We start from the raw sequence: 18,563 nt of genomic DNA, 5'->3' as shown, positions 1-18,563 counted from the left end.
CCGGCGGGAGTATTTTTGGCAAGATGAAGTCCTGGGTGGATTGCCCTATTCATGAGCGACCCCTAGGGTCGCTCATGTTGTACGACACATCGGAGATACCTATGTCCCTGCCCCGCACTGCCACGACCTTTGCTCCGCCAGTAATGGAGGCGTATCGCTGGCGGCAGGGTGTGGAATTTACAGACGAACACCCGCTGATCAATGTCAGTCAGGCAGCTCCGGTCGATCCCCCGCCTGAAGCCTTGCGCCAGCATATTGCAGAGGTCGCATTGCATGTGCCCGAAGCGCATCTTTATGGCCCGGTGTTTGGGATGTCTGAATTGCGGGCCGAAGTGGCCGCGCAGTTTTCTGCGGCGTATGGTGGAAAGATCTCGGATACTCAGGTTGCTATCACGTCCGGGTGTAATCAGGCGTTTTGCGCCGCCATGATGTCTCTGGCCGGTGAAGGAGATGAGGTTATTCTTCCAACGCCTTGGTATTTCAATCATAAAATGTGGCTTGATATGCAAGGTATTAAGACCGTTGCTTTGTCCACGGGGGCAGATTTGCTACCAGATCCCGAGATCGCCGAGGCGCTGATTACTGAAAAGACCCGGGCCGTTGTGTTGGTGACTCCAAACAATCCCGGCGGCGTTGAATATTCGGCAGAGCTGGTCAGGGCCTTTGCTGATCTGGCAGCGCGGCGCGACCTGCAATTGATTGTGGACGAAACCTATCGTGATTTCGATTCTCGAACCGGCGCGCCACATGCTCTGTTTGAAAACCCGGATTGGGCGGATCATCTGATCCAACTTTATTCGTTTTCCAAGGCCTATCGTCTGACTGGTCACAGGGTTGGCGCCATGATCGCCAGCGAGGCACGCCTCTCAGAGGTCGAAAAGTTTCTCGACACTGTCACTATTTGCCCCAACCAACTAGGCCAACACGCAGCCCTTTGGGGCATGCGCAATCTAGGTCAATGGCTGGCTGGAGAACGGGCAGAGATTCTGGATCGACGCGCAGCGATTACGGATCACATGCCCCTGATTGCAGATCAGGGATGGCAAGTGATGGGCGTTGGTGCCTATTTCGCCTATTTGCGGCATCCGTTTGATATGGCGTCAGATGATCTGGCGCGGGCTTTGGTGCAAAAGGCGCATGTGCTGACCCTGCCCGGCACGATGTTCAATCCTGAAAACAGCCAAGAAGGCCGGCAACAGATGCGCATTGCTTTTGCCAATGTGGACCGACAGGGCATAGAAGCGTTGTTTCATCGTCTGAAAAGCTTTGAAATATAGGCCTGTATCCGGCCGCCCCCTTGCCCCTCTGGGACTGGCATCGTAGACAACCAAAATCACCGGGAATGACCGCCAAGGCAGGGAGCCAACATGTCCAAAGGTAGCGCATCGAAAACACTGGTCTGGATTCTTATGGCCATGCTCATTTTTGGGCTGGGAGGCTTTGGTATTACCAATCTTTCCGGCGGCGCGGTGCGTAGCGTCGGCACTGTTGGTGACAAAGAAATAGACATCAACGAATACGCACGCGCGCTTCAGCAGGAAATGAATGCGCTGGATGCGCAAACGGGTCGCGCAGTCAGCTTTGGCGAAGCGCAAGCTGCTGGGATCGATCGCGGCGTTTTGAACCGGCTGATCGCGACCCGTGCAATGGACGCAGAGACCACCCGCATGGGGATTTCCATCGGGGATGAGAACCTGCGTGAAGAACTGCTGCAAATTCGGGAATTTCAAAACGCCGACGGTTCGTTTGACCGGGCGGCGTACAGCTATGCGCTGGAGCAAACCCGCATGTCTGAGGCCCAGTTTGAGGCGTCTATTCGAGAAGATGCTGCCCGGACATTGCTACAGGCGGCCATCGTATCCGGTGTGATCATGAACGAAACCTACGGCGATGTTTTGCTAAACTTCGTCGGAGAGCAGCGTACAATCGAGATTGCGCGTCTGGACGAAGACGTTTTGACCTTTCCGGTGACTGAGGCAACCGAAGCTGATCTCAAAGCGTTCTACGACGCCAATATTGATCAGTTTACAGTGCCTGCACAGCGTCAGATCACTTATGCATGGCTGTCGCCTGCCATGTTGATCGACAGTGTCGACGTAGACGAAGCTGCGCTGAAAGACCTGTATACCGAGCGTGACGCTGAGTTTAACCGCCCCGAACGCCGTCTTGTTGAGCGTCTGGCTTTTGCGGATATGGCAAGTGCTGAAGCGGCCAAAACCCGTCTGGACAACGAAGAAGTATCCTTTGAAACACTGGTCCTTGACCGGGGTCTGAACATGGTGGACGTGGATATGGGTGATGTCAGCGCAGCCGAACTTGGCGACGCTGGCCCAGCCGTATTTGCAGCCGTCGTCGGGTCTTTGACAGGTCCAGTACAGTCTGACCTTGGCCCGGCCCTATTTCGCATTAACGGAGTGTTGCCTGCGGCTTCGACCTCATTTGAAGATGCCTTGCCTCAGCTGCGCGAAGAGCTGGCCGCTGAACGTGCCCGCCGTGTGATTGACGCACAAGTGGGTGATGTGGATGATCTGTTGGCTGCGGGTGCGACGCTGGAAGAACTGGCAGATGAAACAGAAATGGAACTGGGCCAGGTTGGCTGGCATGCGGGCGTGAGCGATGGTATTTCCGGTTACGAAACCTTCCGCGCCCTTGCCGCGGTTGTGACCAAAGAGGATTTCCCACAGATCGACACGCTGGCAGATGGTGGCATGTTCGCGCTGCGCCTTGATGATGAGACGCCTGCCGCTCCGGCGCCATTTGCCGAAGTCAAAGACGACGTGGCAACCGCATGGCGCAGAGCTGAGGTGGTCGCGCGACTGCAGGAAATGGCTGACGGTTTGGTGCCTCTGCTTGAGGGCGAGGTAGAATTCGCAGCTTTCGGACTTGAGGCGACAGTCCAGCCCAACCTTTTGCGTAGTGGCTTTGTGGCCGACACTCCGGAAGGGTTTGTTCAAAGTGTTTTCGAAATGGAACTGGGTGCGGTCTCTTCTGCGGCGACAGAAAATGGTCTGCTTATTGTACGACTGATTGAAATCGTGAAACCTGATCCCAATGCGCCGGAAGTTTCCAATTTGCTGGCGTCGGTGTTGGATCAGGGGGCTGCTGGATTGTCACAGGATATCTTCGAAGCTTATGCGCAAAACATCCAGTTCGAACAGGGTGTCACGCTGAACCAACCGGCGCTGAACGCAGTTCACGCGCAGTTTCAATAAAGCCGGCCTACCTGCCGGCTGATAACGCAAGGGCCTGATCCGTGGAATTGACCCCGTCACTAGACGAATTTGCCAGCGCCTATGAGGGCGGACGCAATCAGGTTGTGTTTGCCCGACTGGCGGCCGATCTGGATACGCCCGTTTCCTTGATGCTCAAGCTGACTGGAGCCCAAAAAGACGCCTTTATGCTGGAATCGGTCACCGGTGGAGAAGTGCGCGGGCGCTATTCAATTATCGGAATGAAGCCGGACCTGATCTGGCAAACCCACGGTTCTACGGCACGCATCAACCGGGATGCCCGCTTTGATTCAGATGCCTTTGTCGATCAGGACGCCGACCCGCTGACCGCCCTGCGCGCCATCATTGAAGAAAGCCACATCGATCTGCCAGAAGATCTTCCTCAGGCATCAGCCGGGCTGTTTGGGTATCTCGGCTATGACATGATCCGTCTGGTCGAAAATCTTCCGAATGTGAACCCGGACCCATTGGGATTGCCGGACGCCTGTATGCTGCGTCCTTCGGTGGTGGCAGTGCTGGATGGTGTCAAAGGTGAAGTGACTGTTGTGAGCCCAGCGTGGGTCAGTGATGGTCAATCGGCGCGTGCCGCCTATGCACAGGCCGCAGAACGCGTCATGGACGCGGTGCGCGATTTGGAACGCGCGATGCCGCAAGCCGCTCGCGATCTGGGCGATGCGCATGAGATTGCACCACCGGTGTCGAACTTCACCAAAGATGGCTATATGGCCGCCGTCGAAAAGGCCAAAGACTATATTCGCGCGGGCGACATATTTCAGGTCGTGCCCGCACAACGCTGGACACAAGACTTTCGCCAGCCACCATTTGCGCTTTATCGTTCGCTACGACGTACCAACCCTTCGCCATTCATGTTCTATTTCAACTTTGGCGGCTTTCAGGTGGTTGGTGCCAGCCCGGAAATTCTGGTGCGTGTTTTTGGCGATGAAGTCACCATCCGTCCCATTGCGGGCACTCGCCCACGCGGTGCGACACCGGAAGAAGACAACGCGTTGGAAGCAGATCTGCTGGCCGACAAGAAAGAGTTGGCAGAACATCTGATGCTTCTGGATCTGGGACGCAACGATACCGGCCGTGTTTCAAAGATTGGCACTGTGCGGCCCACTGAAAAATTCATCATCGAGCGTTACAGTCACGTGATGCATATCGTGTCCAATGTTGTGGGTGAATTGCACGACGACAAAGACGCGCTGGATGCGTTTTTTGCGGGCATGCCCGCAGGCACCGTATCCGGGGCACCCAAGGTCCGCGCAATGGAAATCATTGACGAGCTGGAACCGGAAAAACGCGGGCTTTATGGCGGTGGTGTTGGGTATTTTAGCTCGGGCGGTGATATGGATATCTGTATCGCCCTGCGCACGGCCATTGTGAAAGACGAAAAGCTTTATATTCAGGCAGGAGGCGGTGTTGTCTATGACAGCGACCCCGAGGCCGAGTACATGGAAACCGTGCATAAATCCAACGCGATCCGTCGCGCAGCGGCCGATGCGGCGCGCTTTACAGGCAGCGGAAACTCTTAAATGCGCCTGCTCTCGTCGCGCCATATGTGAGCTGCTCAGGATGGATACCTCACATCACCCAGCGAAACCGCGTATTGAGCGCGTTGAGATTGATGGTCAGGCCGGTTGGCTGAAACGTCCGGAAACCCTGAGTCGACGGATGCGTCTACAAAAAGGCGACTCGACTGCGGCGTTTCAAAAGGAAAAGGAAGCTTACAGAAGGTTTAGTACGCTTGGCCTGCCGGTTCCCAGTCTGCTCGCCGAAGGCGAGGATTTTTTCGTCACGGCAGAGTCTGGTACCATTCTTGTCAGCATACTGCGAGACTTTGGCGCAGAGAGCACGCAATTTCAGACAGCCGTAGGATGCGCCGCCGAAGCGCTCGCTCAGTTTCATGTGATGGGGTTTTCGCACGGTCGCCCTGCCCTAAAGGATATCTGCTGGGATCAGACAAAAATCACATTCATCGACCTCGAGCGTGTTGATCCCAGCCGAGACAACAAAAAGGGTTACGCTCTGGATGTTTTGGTGTTTTTTTTCAGCCTGATCGCAGAAACCGGTGGTACTGGCCCCGTCGTTCAGGCGGCGAAACAACGATATCAGAACAAAGACACTCTCGGGATATGGCAGGAAGCCCAGCGGCAGACTGGAAAGTTGCGCGTACTGGCATTTGTCCTCGCGCCTTTGATCTGGCTGCTACGTGGCAAGCGGGAATTTGGGGCGATTGGCCCGTTTTTGAAATTCTTTTCGAAACAGCAGACACCCAGCTAAACCACTTGTTCTATCTGGTCAGCGTCAGACTTTTTGCAAAAACTCATCGATCGCAGTGTTCACTAGCACGGGTTGCTCGATCGTAGCACTGTGGCCGGCACGTGGCACATAAATCAGGCGGGACCCATTTATCGCCCTGTGGATCCGCTCGGCTTTGGCTGGCACCGTGGCCACGTCTTCTTCGCCGACGATTACCAAAGTAGGCAGTACGATCTCGTCCAGCTCATCATAAATAGGAAGACGATTGACCACCCCCATGACGGCACGGGTGATGCCGATCCTGTTGTTGCCCACGATCGCCTTTTTCCACTTCGCTTTTTCCGCATCGCGTGTGGCGTCATTCAAAAACGACTGACTGAACATGATCGGCATCACCTGATTGATCACTGCCCAAAGCCCGATCCAGCGGGCGACAAAATTCAGTTTCTTGTATTTGCCATGGTTTTCCTCGGGTTCCGGATCCGCCGAGGTTTCCAAAAGGATTAGCGATTTCAACAGATCAGGGCGACGTGCCGCAAGGCGCATGCCAACGAAACCACCCATAGACAGGCCCACAAAATGACAAGGACCAACACCCAGTTTCTCGATCAAGGCGCTGGCATCATCTGTCAGGGTGTCTATGTCATAACCGCTGTCTGTGACTTCACTTTGGCCCTGTCCACGGTGATCAAAGGTGATGCAGCGATAGGTTTTGCTGAAATGTTCCACCTGCGCTTCGAACATTGCCCCGCTGAACAATAGTCCATGGGAAAACACGATGGTCTCTGTCCCTTCACCGGTATCGGTGTAGTGCATCCGGGTTCCGTTCACGTCGATACGTGGCATCATATACTCCGTTATGGGCAGCTCTGCATCAGGGTTGCTTAGCCGCGATCACTGTCGAAACAGGCGCCAAGGCAACTGATCCCGCGCGATCCTGCAATCCCCAAACCAACAACGCCGAAAGGGTCTCTTCGCGCAAGCGACCCACCATGACAACGCCACCCTCTTGGTCGGCCTTGAATGCCGCCTGATCTAGGAACCGACGAATAACGTTGGCGTTCTGACCTTTTTGGTCAAAGTCGCGGAAGGCGCTCGCAGCAGGAACACCTTCTCGGCTGGCAAGCTTTTGGGCCGTGTTCAAACCTTTTGGAAAAAGCAACAAACCATGGCCGCTGTCTTTTAGCACTGCCGTAACCTGATCCGACAAAGCTTTGCTGCCTTGCAGCCCATCGCCTGTGCCTTCCATGATGGCCACAGCCTCAGGCATGACCGACAGATGGGCGTCTAAAGCGACCTCAACATCAGCCGGAGACGCGGCCCCTGGCAGGTCGACCATCGCCATAACTTCGAACCCCATTCCCTGATACATTTTCACCCGTTCAGCGACGTCTGGCACCAATGTGCCAATCGCAATACTGAGAGGGTACGGAAAGTTTTGCAAAGCTTCGGGGTCAATTTCCGGTGCGCCGTCGTCCATAAGAACAATGGCCATCAGCGGTTTGCCTTCGGCAGCATCATAGGGCACCGCATTTCGCACAAACGGCGCTTCGTTTTGCACCGGTGCTTGAGCCGAATCTGTCTCGGCAGTCTCTGCTTGCGTTCCTACGGTAGGCAGGCGCGACGAGCTGTGCTGGTCGACTTTTTGTGTCAGATCTTTGGTTGGTTTTAACAGGCTTTCTGTTTTTTTCTGTTCTTCCTGCGATTCCGCCTGCGGTGAGACATCTGCACTTTCGGGAGTTTTCACAGGATCCGTGCTCGCGGAGTCTGGTTCGCCAAAAGCCCCTTCTTCTGTCACAGCCGGCGGCATCGGTTGCTCCGGGTTGTTGGTGATCGATCCTTGCGGCACCTCTTGCGACACCTCAGGGCTCATTTCGGGGGCCTCCGGCGCGTCTGGTGTGGGAGTGGAGGTTCCAACGGGCGCGTCTGTCTGAGATGACACGCCTTCAGGGGCTTCTTCTGCGCTCGGCGCGTTCATTGATGTTTCAGAAGCCTCCGGGTTGGGTTGTGGCGCGGATTGCGTGTCCGCCAATGGGGCCGCATCCTCGGTTCCTGGCGCCGACACAGCCGGGCTGTCACTCTCATCCACCGCTTCATCAGTCTGGGATACCTCACCGATATCTCCGCTACCTTCTTCGCCAGACCCGGCCGAGGTTTCAGCTGTACTCAGCTGAGGAGCGACTGTGGCCGGCAATGGCGCCAGAAGTGACACAAACCCCATGACGGCGACAATCAGCACCCCACCCCAGAAAATTCCGGAAAGAAACCCTCGCAACATCTGCTTTGCCCCTTTGTTAACCTCATGCAGCAATCATGTGCTGCGAAATGTAATTCATAGGGCGTTCCTGCACTCGCCCCCTTGACCACACGGGCCAAGCCTGAACATGTATACCGCGACCATGGGCAGGGTCTCTACCCTGTTTCTCACCTTTGGACAAAGAAGTGCAAAATGCTGCTCCTGATCGACAATTATGACAGCTTTACCTACAATCTCGTGCATTATCTGGGCGAGCTGGGCGCAGATGTGAGCGTTTATCGCAACGATGCGCTCACGGTGCAGGACGCGATGGGCCTAAATCCACAAGGGATTCTCTTGTCTCCAGGTCCTTGTGATCCCGATCAGGCGGGCATTTGTCTGGCCTTGGTCGAAGCGGCAGCCGAAACCAAAACACCGCTGATGGGTGTGTGCCTTGGGCATCAGACCATTGGTCAGGCCTTTGGCGGCAAAGTTGTGCGCTGTCACGAGATCGTACACGGCAAAATGGGTACGATGCATCACAACAACAAAGGCGTCTTTTCCGGCCTGCCTACACCGTTTGAGGCCACGCGCTACCATTCGCTGGTGGTGGAATCCGTAAGCCTGCCTGAATGCCTTGAAACCACCGCGTGGTTGGATGATGGCACAATCATGGGGCTGCAACACAAGGAACTGCCCATTCAAGGCGTTCAGTTCCACCCTGAATCCATTGCTTCGGAACACGGCCATTCTTTGTTGCAAAACTTCGTGAACATGATGCCAAATGCGCAAAGGGAACCCGCATGAGCGACGACATCAAACCACTGATCCATGCCGCAGCCGAGGGCCCATTGAGCCGCGCGCAGGCCGAAAACGCGTTCCAGATTCTATTTGATGGCGAAGCCACGCCCAGCCAGATCGGCGGGCTGCTTATGGCGCTGCGGACGCGCGGCGAAACTGTGGATGAATATGCCGCCGCCGCCGCTGTGATGCGGTCAAAATGTAATGCCGTTAAGGCCCCCGAGGGCGCGATGGACATCGTTGGCACTGGTGGTGACGGCAAAGGTACGCTCAATATTTCAACCGCAACTGCCTTTGTTGTGGCCGGCGCCGGAGTACCTGTGGCCAAACACGGCAACCGGAACCTTTCGTCAAAATCGGGTGCCGCTGACGCATTGGGGCAGATGGGAATCAACGTGATGGTTGGTCCGGATGTTGTCGAACAGGCTCTGGAAACCTGCGGTATCGCCTTCATGATGGCGCCAATGCACCACCCGGCAATCGCTCATGTGATGCCCACTCGCCAAGAGCTGGGCACGCGCACGATTTTCAACATCCTTGGACCTTTGACCAACCCGGCTGGCGCCAAACGCCAACTGACAGGTGCGTTCTCCCGCGATTTGATCCGCCCTATGGCTGAAACTCTCGGGCAACTGGGCAGCGAACGCGCTTGGTTGGTTCATGGGTCGGACGGCACCGACGAGTTGACCATCACTGGTATAAGCTGGGTATCTGCGCTTGAAGCTGATGGCTCCGTAAAAGACGTAGAGTTGCACCCGGAAGACGCAGGCCTGCCAGAACACCCCTTTGAGGCGATCATCGGTGGTACGCCCGCGGAAAACGCTGTGGCATTTCGAGACCTTCTGGCTGGCAAACCGAGCGCATATCGAGATGCTGTGTTGCTGAACTCAGCCGCCGCACTGGTTGTAGCAGATGCGGCAGCGGATTTGCGTGAAGGCGTTGAAAAGGCGCGTGAAAGCATCGACAGCGGTGCGGCAAAGGCCAAGATCGAAGCTTTGGCCAAAATCACATCCGAAGCCGGTTAATCGAAATAGGAGACCACAGGCTTGGACACTCTTACGCCTCCAACCAAGTGGTCGCATCTTTCGTTTTTCGCCGACCACTTACCAGCGATCAATTCGGCTCTAGAGGCTGATGGCCGCAACATTTTGCCCCCCCACGGTCAGGTGTTTGCAGCGTTAGATAGCTGTGGGCCGGAGGGCATCCGCGTGGTTATCCTGGGTCAGGATCCCTACCCGACTCCCGGCCACGCCCATGGGCTATCCTTTTCGGTCGCCCCCGAAGTGCGCCCGCTGCCGCGCTCGCTGAACAATATCTACAAGGAGATGGTCAGTGATCTTGGCGCAGCCCCGCTGACTGGCGATCTGCGATTTTGGGCGGAACAGGGAGTTTTGTTGTTGAACACAGTTTTGACCGTGCCTGCTGGCGAAGCCAACGGCCACGCCAAATTGGGCTGGCAGTCTTTGGCGGAACAGGTTCTTCACGAGGTTTCAAAAAGGCCCACGGCGTTTGTTCTCTGGGGCAAACAGGCACAGGCCCTTGCACGTCACATTTCAGAGCCTAAAACTGGCGGCGCACATTTGCTGATCGAATCTGCGCATCCGTCGCCCCTGTCGGCGCGGCGCGGTTTTTTTGGCTCCCGCCCGTTTTCACGGATCAACACCTGGCTGGCCGATCAGGGCCAACCACAAATCGACTGGACTGACACATGACCCCAACGGTTCTGGACAAGATCAAGGCCTATAAGCTCGACGAGGTGGCCGCAGACAAAGCCGTCAAACCGCTTGCTGACATTGAGGCCGAGGCCCGCGCCGCCGACGCGCCGCGTGGCTTTGCCGAGGCTCTTCAGATGAAAAGCCGTGAAGGGTATGGATTGATCGCAGAGGTCAAAAAAGCCTCACCTTCCAAGGGCTTGATCCGCCCGGACTTTAATCCTCCCGCTTTGGCGCAAGCCTATGAGGCCGGAGGAGCAACTTGCCTATCTGTGTTGACGGATACGCCCAGCTTTCATGGCGCCAAAGAGTTCTTGGTAGCCGCCCGCGAAGCCACCACTCTGCCAGTTCTGCGCAAGGATTTCATGTATGACACTTATCAGGTAGCCGAAGCCCGTGCCTTGGGCGCCGACTGCATCTTGATTATCATGGCCTCGGTCAGCGATGCCCAGGCTCAGGAGTTGGAAGACGCCGCCTTTGGCTGGGACATGGATGTGTTGATCGAAGTACACGACGCCGAAGAGTTGGAACGCGCTACGTTGCTGAAATCTCCTTTGATGGGCATCAACAACCGCAATCTCAAAACCTTTGAAACCTCGCTTGACACGACCCGCACCCTATCCAAACAAGTGCCGGTCGACCGCATGCTGGTGTCAGAGAGCGGGTTGAACACCCCCGAAGATCTGGCTGATATGGCGCGTTATGGCGCACGTTGTTTTCTGATAGGCGAAAGCCTGATGCGCCAGGAAGATGTTGAAACAGCAACCCGAGCTTTGCTGGCTAACCCTTTGAGATCAGGGGGCTTCTGATGACTGGGACTCCAACGGGCCTAACCCATTTCGACGGCAAGGGCGACGCCCATATGGTCGATGTGTCCGAAAAAGAATTTACGTCACGTGTGGCTGTGGCCGAAGGCTGGGTGCAGATGGCCCAGACCACCTATGACATCATCTCCGAGGGACGCGCCAAAAAGGGCGATGTGCTGGGAGTTGCGCGCTTGGCGGGTATCATGGGCGCCAAGCAATGTTCGACACTGATACCACTGTGTCACCCGCTGCCTATAACCAAAGTGGCCGTTGAATTGACCACGGACCCGGACCTTCCCGGTGTGCGCATTGAGGCCACGGTCAAGACAACCGGACAGACCGGTGTTGAAATGGAAGCGTTGACGGCGGTGAATGTTGCGGCGCTGACGGTCTATGACATGTCTAAGGCCGTGGATAAGGGTATGGTGATTGGTGGCATCCGGGTTGTGCTGAAAGATGGTGGAAAATCAGGAAGGTATGAAGCTAAATGATTTCTGTTTCCGAAGCTCTTGAGCATCTGTTTTCTTTGGCGTCCCCACTGAACACTGAAATTGTTCCCTTGGCGCAAGCCAACGGCCGCGTATTGGCGAAATCCGTCACAGCCCGGCGTGATCAGCCCCCTTTTGCCGGATCAGCCATGGATGGATACGCCATGGTCGCCGAAGAGGTTGTGCCGGGTGCTCATTTCCAAGTGATTGGAGAAGCAGCAGCTGGTCATGGTTTTGATGGCCAACTGGCCGCGGGTCAATGCATCCGGATCTTTACCGGTGCGCCGGTTCCCTCAACGGCTACACGTGTGGTCATCCAAGAGGATGTCACCCGCGACGGCGACTGCATCACTTTGGGAGACTCAATCGACAAAGGCTTTCATATCCGCCCTGCAGGGGCAGATTTTACCGATGGTCAGATTTTTTCCGCCCCTCGTCTTTTGCGCCCTTCCGATATTGCGCTTTTGGCTGCCATGAACATCGACGAAGTCCCTGTAACGCGCCGCCCAGTTGTGGCCATCATGTCCACAGGGGACGAACTGGTTATGCCCGGTGAATCGCCCGGCCCGGATCAAATTATTGCCTCTAATTCCTTTGGTCTGCAGGCCATGTTACGCGACCTAGGTGCCGAAGCCCGTCTGTTGCCCATTGCCCGCGACACACGCGACTCGCTGGAAACAGCCTTTTCGCTGACCGATGACGCTGATCTAGTGTTGACCATCGGCGGGGCCTCGGTTGGAGATCATGACCTGGTGGGGGATGTCGCCGCCGATCTTGGAATGGAACGCAGTTTTTACAAAATCGCAATGCGCCCCGGCAAACCTTTGATGGCAGGGCGACTGGCATCCGGGGCCATGATGATGGGGCTTCCTGGCAACTCGGTGTCTGCGATGGTGTGCGGGCATGTGTTTGTGACTCCTGTTATCCGCGCCATGCTGGGTCTTGGGGATGCACCAGCACAAGAACATACTGCCACGCTTGCAGCACCTGCAGGTGCAAACGGTCCACGCCAACACTATATGCGCGCACGCGTTGAAAACGGCGAGATCACGATTTTTTGCGATCAGGACAGTTCACTATTGACGGTTTTGTCGGACTCCAACGCGCTTGCGGTTCGCCCCCCAAGCGACGGTGCCCGCGACGTCGGAGACACCTTGTCCTACTTGCCGATTTGATCGAGGAAATATTTACCTCCACTCGCATGTTCCCGTCTTGTTCCCAAATTTGTTGACACAAAACAGGAACATGGATAGAACAAAGGGAAATCCAAGTCGGAGTCCCGCTTATGCTGACCAAAAAACAACTGGACCTTCTTGAGTTCATTCACACACGTCTTCAACGCGACGGGGTCCCACCCAGTTTTGATGAAATGAAAGATGCGCTGGATTTGCGCTCAAAATCCGGCATTCACCGTTTGATAACTGCCCTGGAGGAACGCGGGTTTATCAGGCGTCTTGCCCATCGGGCCCGTGCGATTGAGATTGTGAAGTTGCCTGAATCTCTGGGTGGCGCACCCAGTGCACCAACAGGTGCCTCGTCCGGAACAGGTTTTAAACCACGGGTTATCAACGGACCGCACCCGTCGCCGTCGCAACCGGCCAATGTGACTGCAGATGAAGTTATGCTGCATACACGCGAATTGCCTGTGATGGGCAAGATTGCCGCCGGTGTTCCAATAGAAGCGATCAGCCATGTGGATCACCACGTGGCCGTGCCCGGCGCAATGTTGCGCAATGCTGGCAGCCACTATGCTCTTGAAGTCAAAGGAGATTCTATGATTGATGCTGGAATCAACAATGGCGACGTTGTGATCATCCGAGAAACCCAGACCGCCGACAACGGAGAAATTGTTGTTGCCCTTGTCGAAGATCAGGAAGCGACCCTGAAACGGTTCCATCATAATGGCACTTCTATCGCGCTTGAGGCCGCCAACCCGGCTTATGAAACTCGGGTTTACCCCGAAGATCAGGTCAAGGTGCAGGGCTGTCTTGTGGGGCTGATCCGAACCTACTGATCCCAGAAATGCGAATTCCACAAACGCAGCCCGCTGATCTGGCGGGCTGTTGTCATTTCAAGCCTGCCATTTTTTTGTGAGAAAGCCACGGAACCAGAGTGGCGCAGGTTTTGCGGTGTCAAAGCCATACAAGGCATATCAGCCTCGGGCACATGGGTGAATACAACGATTTCGTTTGCAACACAGGTATCAAACGCCAGCGATGCCTTTTTTCCTTGGACGTGAAGCAGGCGTTTTTCGCCAACTTTGACCTCGAACAGATGCCCGGCTTCCACACCTGATCGCTCTGCGGCTTTTGTCTGATCAACGGGGTCACCGTCATTTTCAAGCCAGTTCAACGCTACAAACCCCTGCCCTCGGGGTTTGCTCAGGACGCGGCCGTTTTCGGTCATTACCCCTACCAATCCACCAGTGTCCGACACCAAAATTTTGGGCCGTTCCGATTGCACCCAAAGCGTGGCAGCGAACCCGACTGCAACCAGCCCCACTGCCCGTGCCTTTCCCTGCCACAAGATGAGCACCAGCATGCCCAGCGAAAACACCGGAATCACCATCGCTGGCGGTCCTGGAACAAACCCGCGCGCGTTTGGACGCTCCGCAAAAAAATGCGCCACGCTCAATATCCACTCAAGCCCGGCTCCCATCGCCCAAAGCCCGATCCCCTCCAAGCCCACAGGTGCAAGGCAAACGGCCAGCACAGCCGCAGGCACCACAATAATCCCCATGACAGGCACAGCCAACAGATTGGCAGGCAATCCATAGTGGGCCACCACGTTGAAATGTGCGGCAGCAATGGGCGCCGTCGCGAGCCCTGCAACCAGAGACGAAATAACCACTGACGCGACCGGCCTTGCCCACCTCGGCAATCCAAACCCGTCATGGTCCCGCATGAGCCCAAACACCGCAACCAGGGCCGTTGTAGCCGCAAAGGACATCTGAAAACCGGGACCCAAGATGGCCTCGGGGCGCATCACCATCACAATTATGGCTGCAAGTGCGACGGCCCGTAAACTAAGAGCGCGACGGTCCAGCATCACCGCGATCAGAGCGACTGCCGCCATGATGAAAGCACGTTGCGTGGCCACATTTCCCCCAGATAAGGCCAAATAACCCGCTGAGGCCGCGAGCGCGACTGCTGCGGCTGCCTTTTTTGAGGGCACACGTAAAACCAATGGCGGCACCAGCGCCAGACCAAAGCGAACCACGGCAAATACAAACCCTGCCAACAGGCCAAGATGCAAACCTGAGATTGCCAAAAGATGCGCGAGATTGGACGCTCTCAAAGCTTCAACAGTGCTCTTGTGAATGCCACTCCGGTCTCCGGTCGATACGGCAGCGGCAAACCCACCGACTTCCCCCCCAAGATGAGACTGAATATGTCTGGACATCGCCATGCGCAGGCCAAACAAGCTTAGCGTTTCAGGTGGCGGTTCGATGGCCAGAACAGGCGTGCGGCTGTAGCCGACCCCACCGATTTCACGAAACCAGGCATGACGCTGGAAATCAAACCCGCCTGGCTCGACAGCACCGGACGGAGGCGACAAATGCGCTGTCAGAACAACCCGTAAACCGGGAACAGGATCGACAAACTCCTGATCTCCATGCAAAGATACACGAACGTAGCGTGGTGTTTTGGCTTGGGATGTTCTTTCGAGAAGGACATCTTTGAGAGTCAGGCGCAGTTTGTCTGACCCCGACCGATCCATTCCAACAATCGTGCCCTCGACAGCGCCATAGTAACGGTACCCAAGCACCGGAGCCGCAACCTGATGCGCGCGGAAAGCCCCAAGAAGAATGCCCAAAAGCACCACAGAAATTGCTAGTATGACTGGCGTGAACTCTTCAATCGCCCGTGACGCGAAGACCAACAACAGCGCCGTGCTCGCGCCACATACCACCAACTGTCCACCTGTGGGTTCAAACCGCAGCAAAAAATAGAGACCAATACCCGTTGCAAGACACACAGGAACCCAAGGGAACAGGTGCCCTCTTTGGCGCTGAACAGCACCTGCGATCCAGGCAAATCTGCGCAAGCCTTGTCCTCTCTCGGGCAGATCGCTAAAACGCAGGCAACACTGCTATCATGTGCCGCGTTTCGAATATTGCCGCCTTTTGGTATATGCCGAAACACTCTAGATAGGCGCCAACGCTATTCCATTCTTGGTTACGAAAAGGTTAAGCCAACCATGTCAGGTCAGGTCGTTACTCGCTTTGCTCCATCACCGACGGGGTTTCTTCATATCGGCGGCGCACGCACTGCGCTGTTTAACTGGTTGTTTGCCCGCGGACGTGGCGGCAAATTCCTGTTGCGCATCGAAGATACTGACCGTGAACGTTCGTCTCCGGAAGCCACGGATGCCATCCTGCAAGGGTTGGCATGGTTAGGTCTGGACCACGACGGCGACGTTACCAGCCAGTTTGAAGGGGCTGAACGCCACGCACAGGTTGCCAAACAGCTGCTGTCAGAAGGCAAAGCCTACAAATGTTTCGCGTCTCAAGATGAGATTGCCGCCTTTCGCGAACAGGCCCGTTCTGAAGGTAAATCAACGCTTTATCGCTCGCCTTGGCGTGATGTGGCAGTCGAAAGCCACCCGGACGAGCCCTATGTGATCCGCATCAAGGCCCCGCAAGACGGTACAACCGTGATCCGCGATCAGGTGCAAGGCGATGTCACAATCCGTAACGATCAGCTGGACGACATGATTCTGTTACGTTCGGATGGTACACCTGTCTACATGCTCGCTGTGGTGGTGGATGATCATGACATGGGCGTGACCCATGTGATCCGTGGGGATGATCATTTGAACAATGCCGCGCGCCAGATGATGATCTATCAGGCGATGGGCTGGGACGTGCCGGTCTGGGCCCATATTCCGCTGATCCATGGCGCCGACGGAAAGAAGCTGTCGAAACGCCATGGCGCGCTTGGGGCCGAAGAGTACCAAAAAATGGGCTACCCGGCCGCTGGCATGCGCAATTACCTTGCGCGCCTAGGCTGGAGTCATGGCGACGATGAGTTCTTTTCGGATGCACAAGCGCTGGAATGGTTTGACTTAGACGGAATTGGCAAAAGTCCGGCCCGGTTCGACACCAAAAAGCTCGAAAATCTCAGCGGCCAGCATATCGCTGTTAGCGATGACGCTGCACTGCTGCAAGAATTGCAGGATTTTCTCTCTGCAACCGGAGAAGACTGTCTGGGATCGAAAAAGTCTGCCCTGATGAGCACTGCGATGTATTGCCTCAAAGAACGGGCCAAAACCTTCCCGGAACTTCTTGAAAAGGCAACATTTGTTATAGCTGACCGGCCGTTGATTCCCGATCAAAAAGCGGCCAAAAACCTTGATGCGGTATCCCGTTGTATACTGAAGGAATTGACGCCGCAGCTGCAAAATGCTAGCTGGTCCCGAGACGGATTGGAGGCTGTTACAGGCACTTTTGCTGAGGCAAAAGAAATTAAGTTTGGTAAGATGGCTGGACCCCTTCGGGCAGCACTTGCAGGACGAGCAGTAACACCCAGCGTATTCGATATGATGCTTGTTCTGGGGCGTGAGGAAACTCTCGCCAGACTGAATGAAGCAGCAGACAAGGAGCCAGAAGTTCAGGACGGGTAACACCCTGATCTGCTAATTGGCTCTCACAACAGAGCCCCGGCGGTCCGCGCATGGGGCATCAGAGGAAAGGAACAGTATGTCTGACACACAAAAATCCGCGACATTGGCCATTGACGGCCAGTCATTTGAACTGCCCATCTATTCACCAACCGCGGGGCCAGATGTACTGGATATTCGCAAACTTTACGCTCAGGCGGGTGTATTCACTTACGATCCCGGCTTTACGTCAACAGCATCGTGCGATTCGACCATTACATTTATTGATGGCGACAAAGGTGTTCTTTTGCACCGTGGCTATCCGATCGACCAACTGGCTGGTAAATCGCACTACCTCGAGGTTTGCTTTCTACTTCTTTATGGTTATTTGCCGACTGCAGCCGAGCTTGAAGACTTTGAAAACACGATCACGCGCCATACCATGGTGCATGAGCAAATGAACAACTTCTTCCGTGGCTTCCGCCGTGATGCGCATCCAATGGCGATCATTGTGGGTGTGGTTGGCGCAATGTCCGCCTTCTATCACGACTCAACAGATATCAACGATCCTTTGCAGCGCGAAATCGCGTCACATCGCCTGATTGCCAAGATGCCGACAATCGCGGCAATGGCTTACAAATATACTGTGGGTCAGCCGTTTGTGTACCCGCGCAATGATCTGGATTATGCGTCGAACTTTCTGCGCATGTGTTTTGCAGTGCCTTGCGAAGAATACGAAGTGAACCCAATCCTCAGCCGCGCAATGGACCGTATCTTTACGCTGCACGCCGATCACGAGCAAAATGCTTCAACCTCGACTGTGCGCTTGGCCTCATCTTCTGGTGCCAACCCATTTGCCTGCATCGCCGCAGGTATTGCCTGTCTCTGGGGTCCGGCCCACGGTGGCGCAAACCAGGCCTGCCTTGAGATGTTGAAAGAAATCGGCTCGGTGGATCGTATCCCTGAATACATCGCACGCGCCAAAGACAAAAACGACCCGTTCCGCCTGATGGGCTTTGGACACCGTGTGTATAAGAACACCGACCCTCGTGCGACGGTGCTGAAACAATCAGCTGACGAAGTGCTGGAGTTGTTGGGCGTTGAAAACAATCCTCTGTTGGCGGTTGCCAAAGAGCTGGAGCAGGTTGCGCTTAACGATCCCTATTTCGTTGAAAAGAAACTGTTCCCGAATGTGGATTTCTATTCCGGCATCATTTTGGAAGCGATGGGTTTCCCGACATCGATGTTCACTCCGATCTTTGCGCTCTCACGCACGGTCGGTTGGATTTCTCAATGGAAAGAGCAATTCTCGGATCCGGCGCATAAAATTGGCCGTCCTCGTCAGCTTTACCTTGGTGAAACTCTTCGCAACTACGCGGATATTGAAGACCGGTAATTTCGGTCGGCACACAAAAGACACATTACAA

At 55.4% G+C, this 18,563-nt stretch carries 16 protein-coding genes; 13 read left to right on the top strand and 3 right to left on the bottom strand.

Annotated features, from left to right (window positions below; all coding sequences use genetic code 11):
- The first annotated feature begins 101 nt into the window (after nucleotides 1-101).
- From BUC32_RS04405 to BUC32_RS04390, 4 genes are all read left to right on the top strand, one after another.
- Entirely contained in the window at nucleotides 102-1,277 is a 1,176-nt protein-coding gene (locus tag BUC32_RS04405) for an aminotransferase (protein WP_073249887.1), read from the top strand.
- Nucleotides 1,278-1,367: 90 nt separating this feature from the next.
- Complete coding sequence (locus BUC32_RS04400) at nucleotides 1,368-3,212, top strand: SurA N-terminal domain-containing protein (RefSeq protein WP_073249806.1); 1,845 nt, start codon at nucleotides 1,368-1,370, stop codon at nucleotides 3,210-3,212.
- Nucleotides 3,213-3,253: 41 nt separating this feature from the next.
- Nucleotides 3,254-4,765: an anthranilate synthase component I gene (gene trpE, locus BUC32_RS04395; RefSeq protein WP_073249804.1), complete on the top strand. Its 1,512-nt coding sequence runs from the start codon at nucleotides 3,254-3,256 to the stop codon at nucleotides 4,763-4,765.
- 40 nt (nucleotides 4,766-4,805) lie between these two features.
- Nucleotides 4,806-5,513 carry a BUD32 family EKC/KEOPS complex subunit gene (locus BUC32_RS04390; RefSeq protein ID WP_073249802.1) on the top strand — a complete coding sequence of 236 codons (708 nt, stop codon included), beginning with the start codon at nucleotides 4,806-4,808 and terminating at the stop codon, nucleotides 5,511-5,513.
- 24 nt (nucleotides 5,514-5,537) lie between these two features.
- On the opposite strand, the gene BUC32_RS04385 is transcribed toward BUC32_RS04390, so the two are convergent.
- Both BUC32_RS04385 and BUC32_RS04380 read right to left on the bottom strand, forming a co-directional pair.
- The gene (locus tag BUC32_RS04385; RefSeq protein WP_073249884.1) at nucleotides 5,538-6,338 is read right to left on the bottom strand and encodes an alpha/beta fold hydrolase; all 801 of its coding nucleotides are present in this window, start codon (nucleotides 6,336-6,338) and stop codon (nucleotides 5,538-5,540) included.
- A gap of 28 nt (nucleotides 6,339-6,366) precedes the next feature.
- Nucleotides 6,367-7,770: a divergent polysaccharide deacetylase family protein gene (locus BUC32_RS04380; protein WP_139280629.1), complete on the bottom strand. Its 1,404-nt coding sequence runs from the start codon at nucleotides 7,768-7,770 to the stop codon at nucleotides 6,367-6,369.
- Between the two features lie 171 nt (nucleotides 7,771-7,941).
- On the opposite strand from BUC32_RS04380, the gene BUC32_RS04375 reads away from it, so the two are divergent.
- The 7 genes from BUC32_RS04375 (at nucleotide 7,942) to lexA (ending at nucleotide 13,549) form a co-directional block, all read left to right on the top strand.
- Nucleotides 7,942-8,535 (top strand): aminodeoxychorismate/anthranilate synthase component II, encoded by a 594-nt coding sequence (locus BUC32_RS04375; protein ID WP_073249800.1) that lies wholly within the window; start codon nucleotides 7,942-7,944, stop codon nucleotides 8,533-8,535.
- A complete protein-coding gene (trpD, locus tag BUC32_RS04370) occupies nucleotides 8,532-9,554 on the top strand; it encodes an anthranilate phosphoribosyltransferase (protein WP_073249798.1) in 1,023 nt (340 codons plus the stop codon). Before BUC32_RS04375 ends, trpD begins: the two co-directional genes overlap by 4 nt.
- 21 nt (nucleotides 9,555-9,575) lie before the next feature.
- Nucleotides 9,576-10,241 carry a uracil-DNA glycosylase gene (locus tag BUC32_RS04365; RefSeq protein ID WP_073249796.1) on the top strand — a complete coding sequence of 222 codons (666 nt, stop codon included), beginning with the start codon at nucleotides 9,576-9,578 and terminating at the stop codon, nucleotides 10,239-10,241.
- Entirely contained in the window at nucleotides 10,238-11,050 is an 813-nt protein-coding gene (gene trpC / locus BUC32_RS04360) for an indole-3-glycerol phosphate synthase TrpC (RefSeq protein WP_073249794.1), read from the top strand. The genes BUC32_RS04365 and trpC overlap by 4 nt, the downstream gene beginning before the upstream one ends.
- The gene (gene moaC / locus BUC32_RS04355; RefSeq protein WP_073249792.1) at nucleotides 11,050-11,538 is read left to right on the top strand and encodes a cyclic pyranopterin monophosphate synthase MoaC; all 489 of its coding nucleotides are present in this window, start codon (nucleotides 11,050-11,052) and stop codon (nucleotides 11,536-11,538) included. The genes trpC and moaC overlap by 1 nt, the downstream gene beginning before the upstream one ends.
- The gene (locus BUC32_RS04350) at nucleotides 11,535-12,710 is read left to right on the top strand and encodes a molybdopterin molybdotransferase MoeA (RefSeq protein WP_073249790.1); all 1,176 of its coding nucleotides are present in this window, start codon (nucleotides 11,535-11,537) and stop codon (nucleotides 12,708-12,710) included. Before moaC ends, BUC32_RS04350 begins: the two co-directional genes overlap by 4 nt.
- A gap of 110 nt (nucleotides 12,711-12,820) precedes the next feature.
- Nucleotides 12,821-13,549 (top strand): transcriptional repressor LexA, encoded by a 729-nt coding sequence (gene lexA / locus BUC32_RS04345; RefSeq protein ID WP_073249788.1) that lies wholly within the window; start codon nucleotides 12,821-12,823, stop codon nucleotides 13,547-13,549.
- Here the strand turns inward: lexA and BUC32_RS04340 are convergent.
- Entirely contained in the window at nucleotides 13,543-15,582 is a 2,040-nt protein-coding gene (locus tag BUC32_RS04340) for a ComEC/Rec2 family competence protein (protein ID WP_073249786.1), read from the bottom strand. The two genes, lexA and BUC32_RS04340, sit on opposite strands and share 7 nt — an antisense overlap.
- A gap of 153 nt (nucleotides 15,583-15,735) precedes the next feature.
- Here BUC32_RS04340 and gltX point away from each other — a divergent pair, with 153 nt between their 5' ends.
- Both gltX and gltA read left to right on the top strand, forming a co-directional pair.
- The gene (gene gltX / locus BUC32_RS04335) at nucleotides 15,736-17,160 is read left to right on the top strand and encodes a glutamate--tRNA ligase (RefSeq protein WP_073249784.1); all 1,425 of its coding nucleotides are present in this window, start codon (nucleotides 15,736-15,738) and stop codon (nucleotides 17,158-17,160) included.
- Nucleotides 17,161-17,236: 76 nt separating this feature from the next.
- Nucleotides 17,237-18,532 carry a citrate synthase gene (gene gltA / locus BUC32_RS04330; RefSeq protein WP_073249782.1) on the top strand — a complete coding sequence of 432 codons (1,296 nt, stop codon included), beginning with the start codon at nucleotides 17,237-17,239 and terminating at the stop codon, nucleotides 18,530-18,532.
- The last annotated feature ends 31 nt before the right edge of the window (nucleotides 18,533-18,563 follow it).

Source organism: Shimia gijangensis (assembly GCF_900142085.1).
GTDB lineage: Bacteria > Pseudomonadota > Alphaproteobacteria > Rhodobacterales > Rhodobacteraceae > Shimia > Shimia gijangensis.
This window is presented reverse-complemented; position numbering and strand designations above follow the sequence as displayed.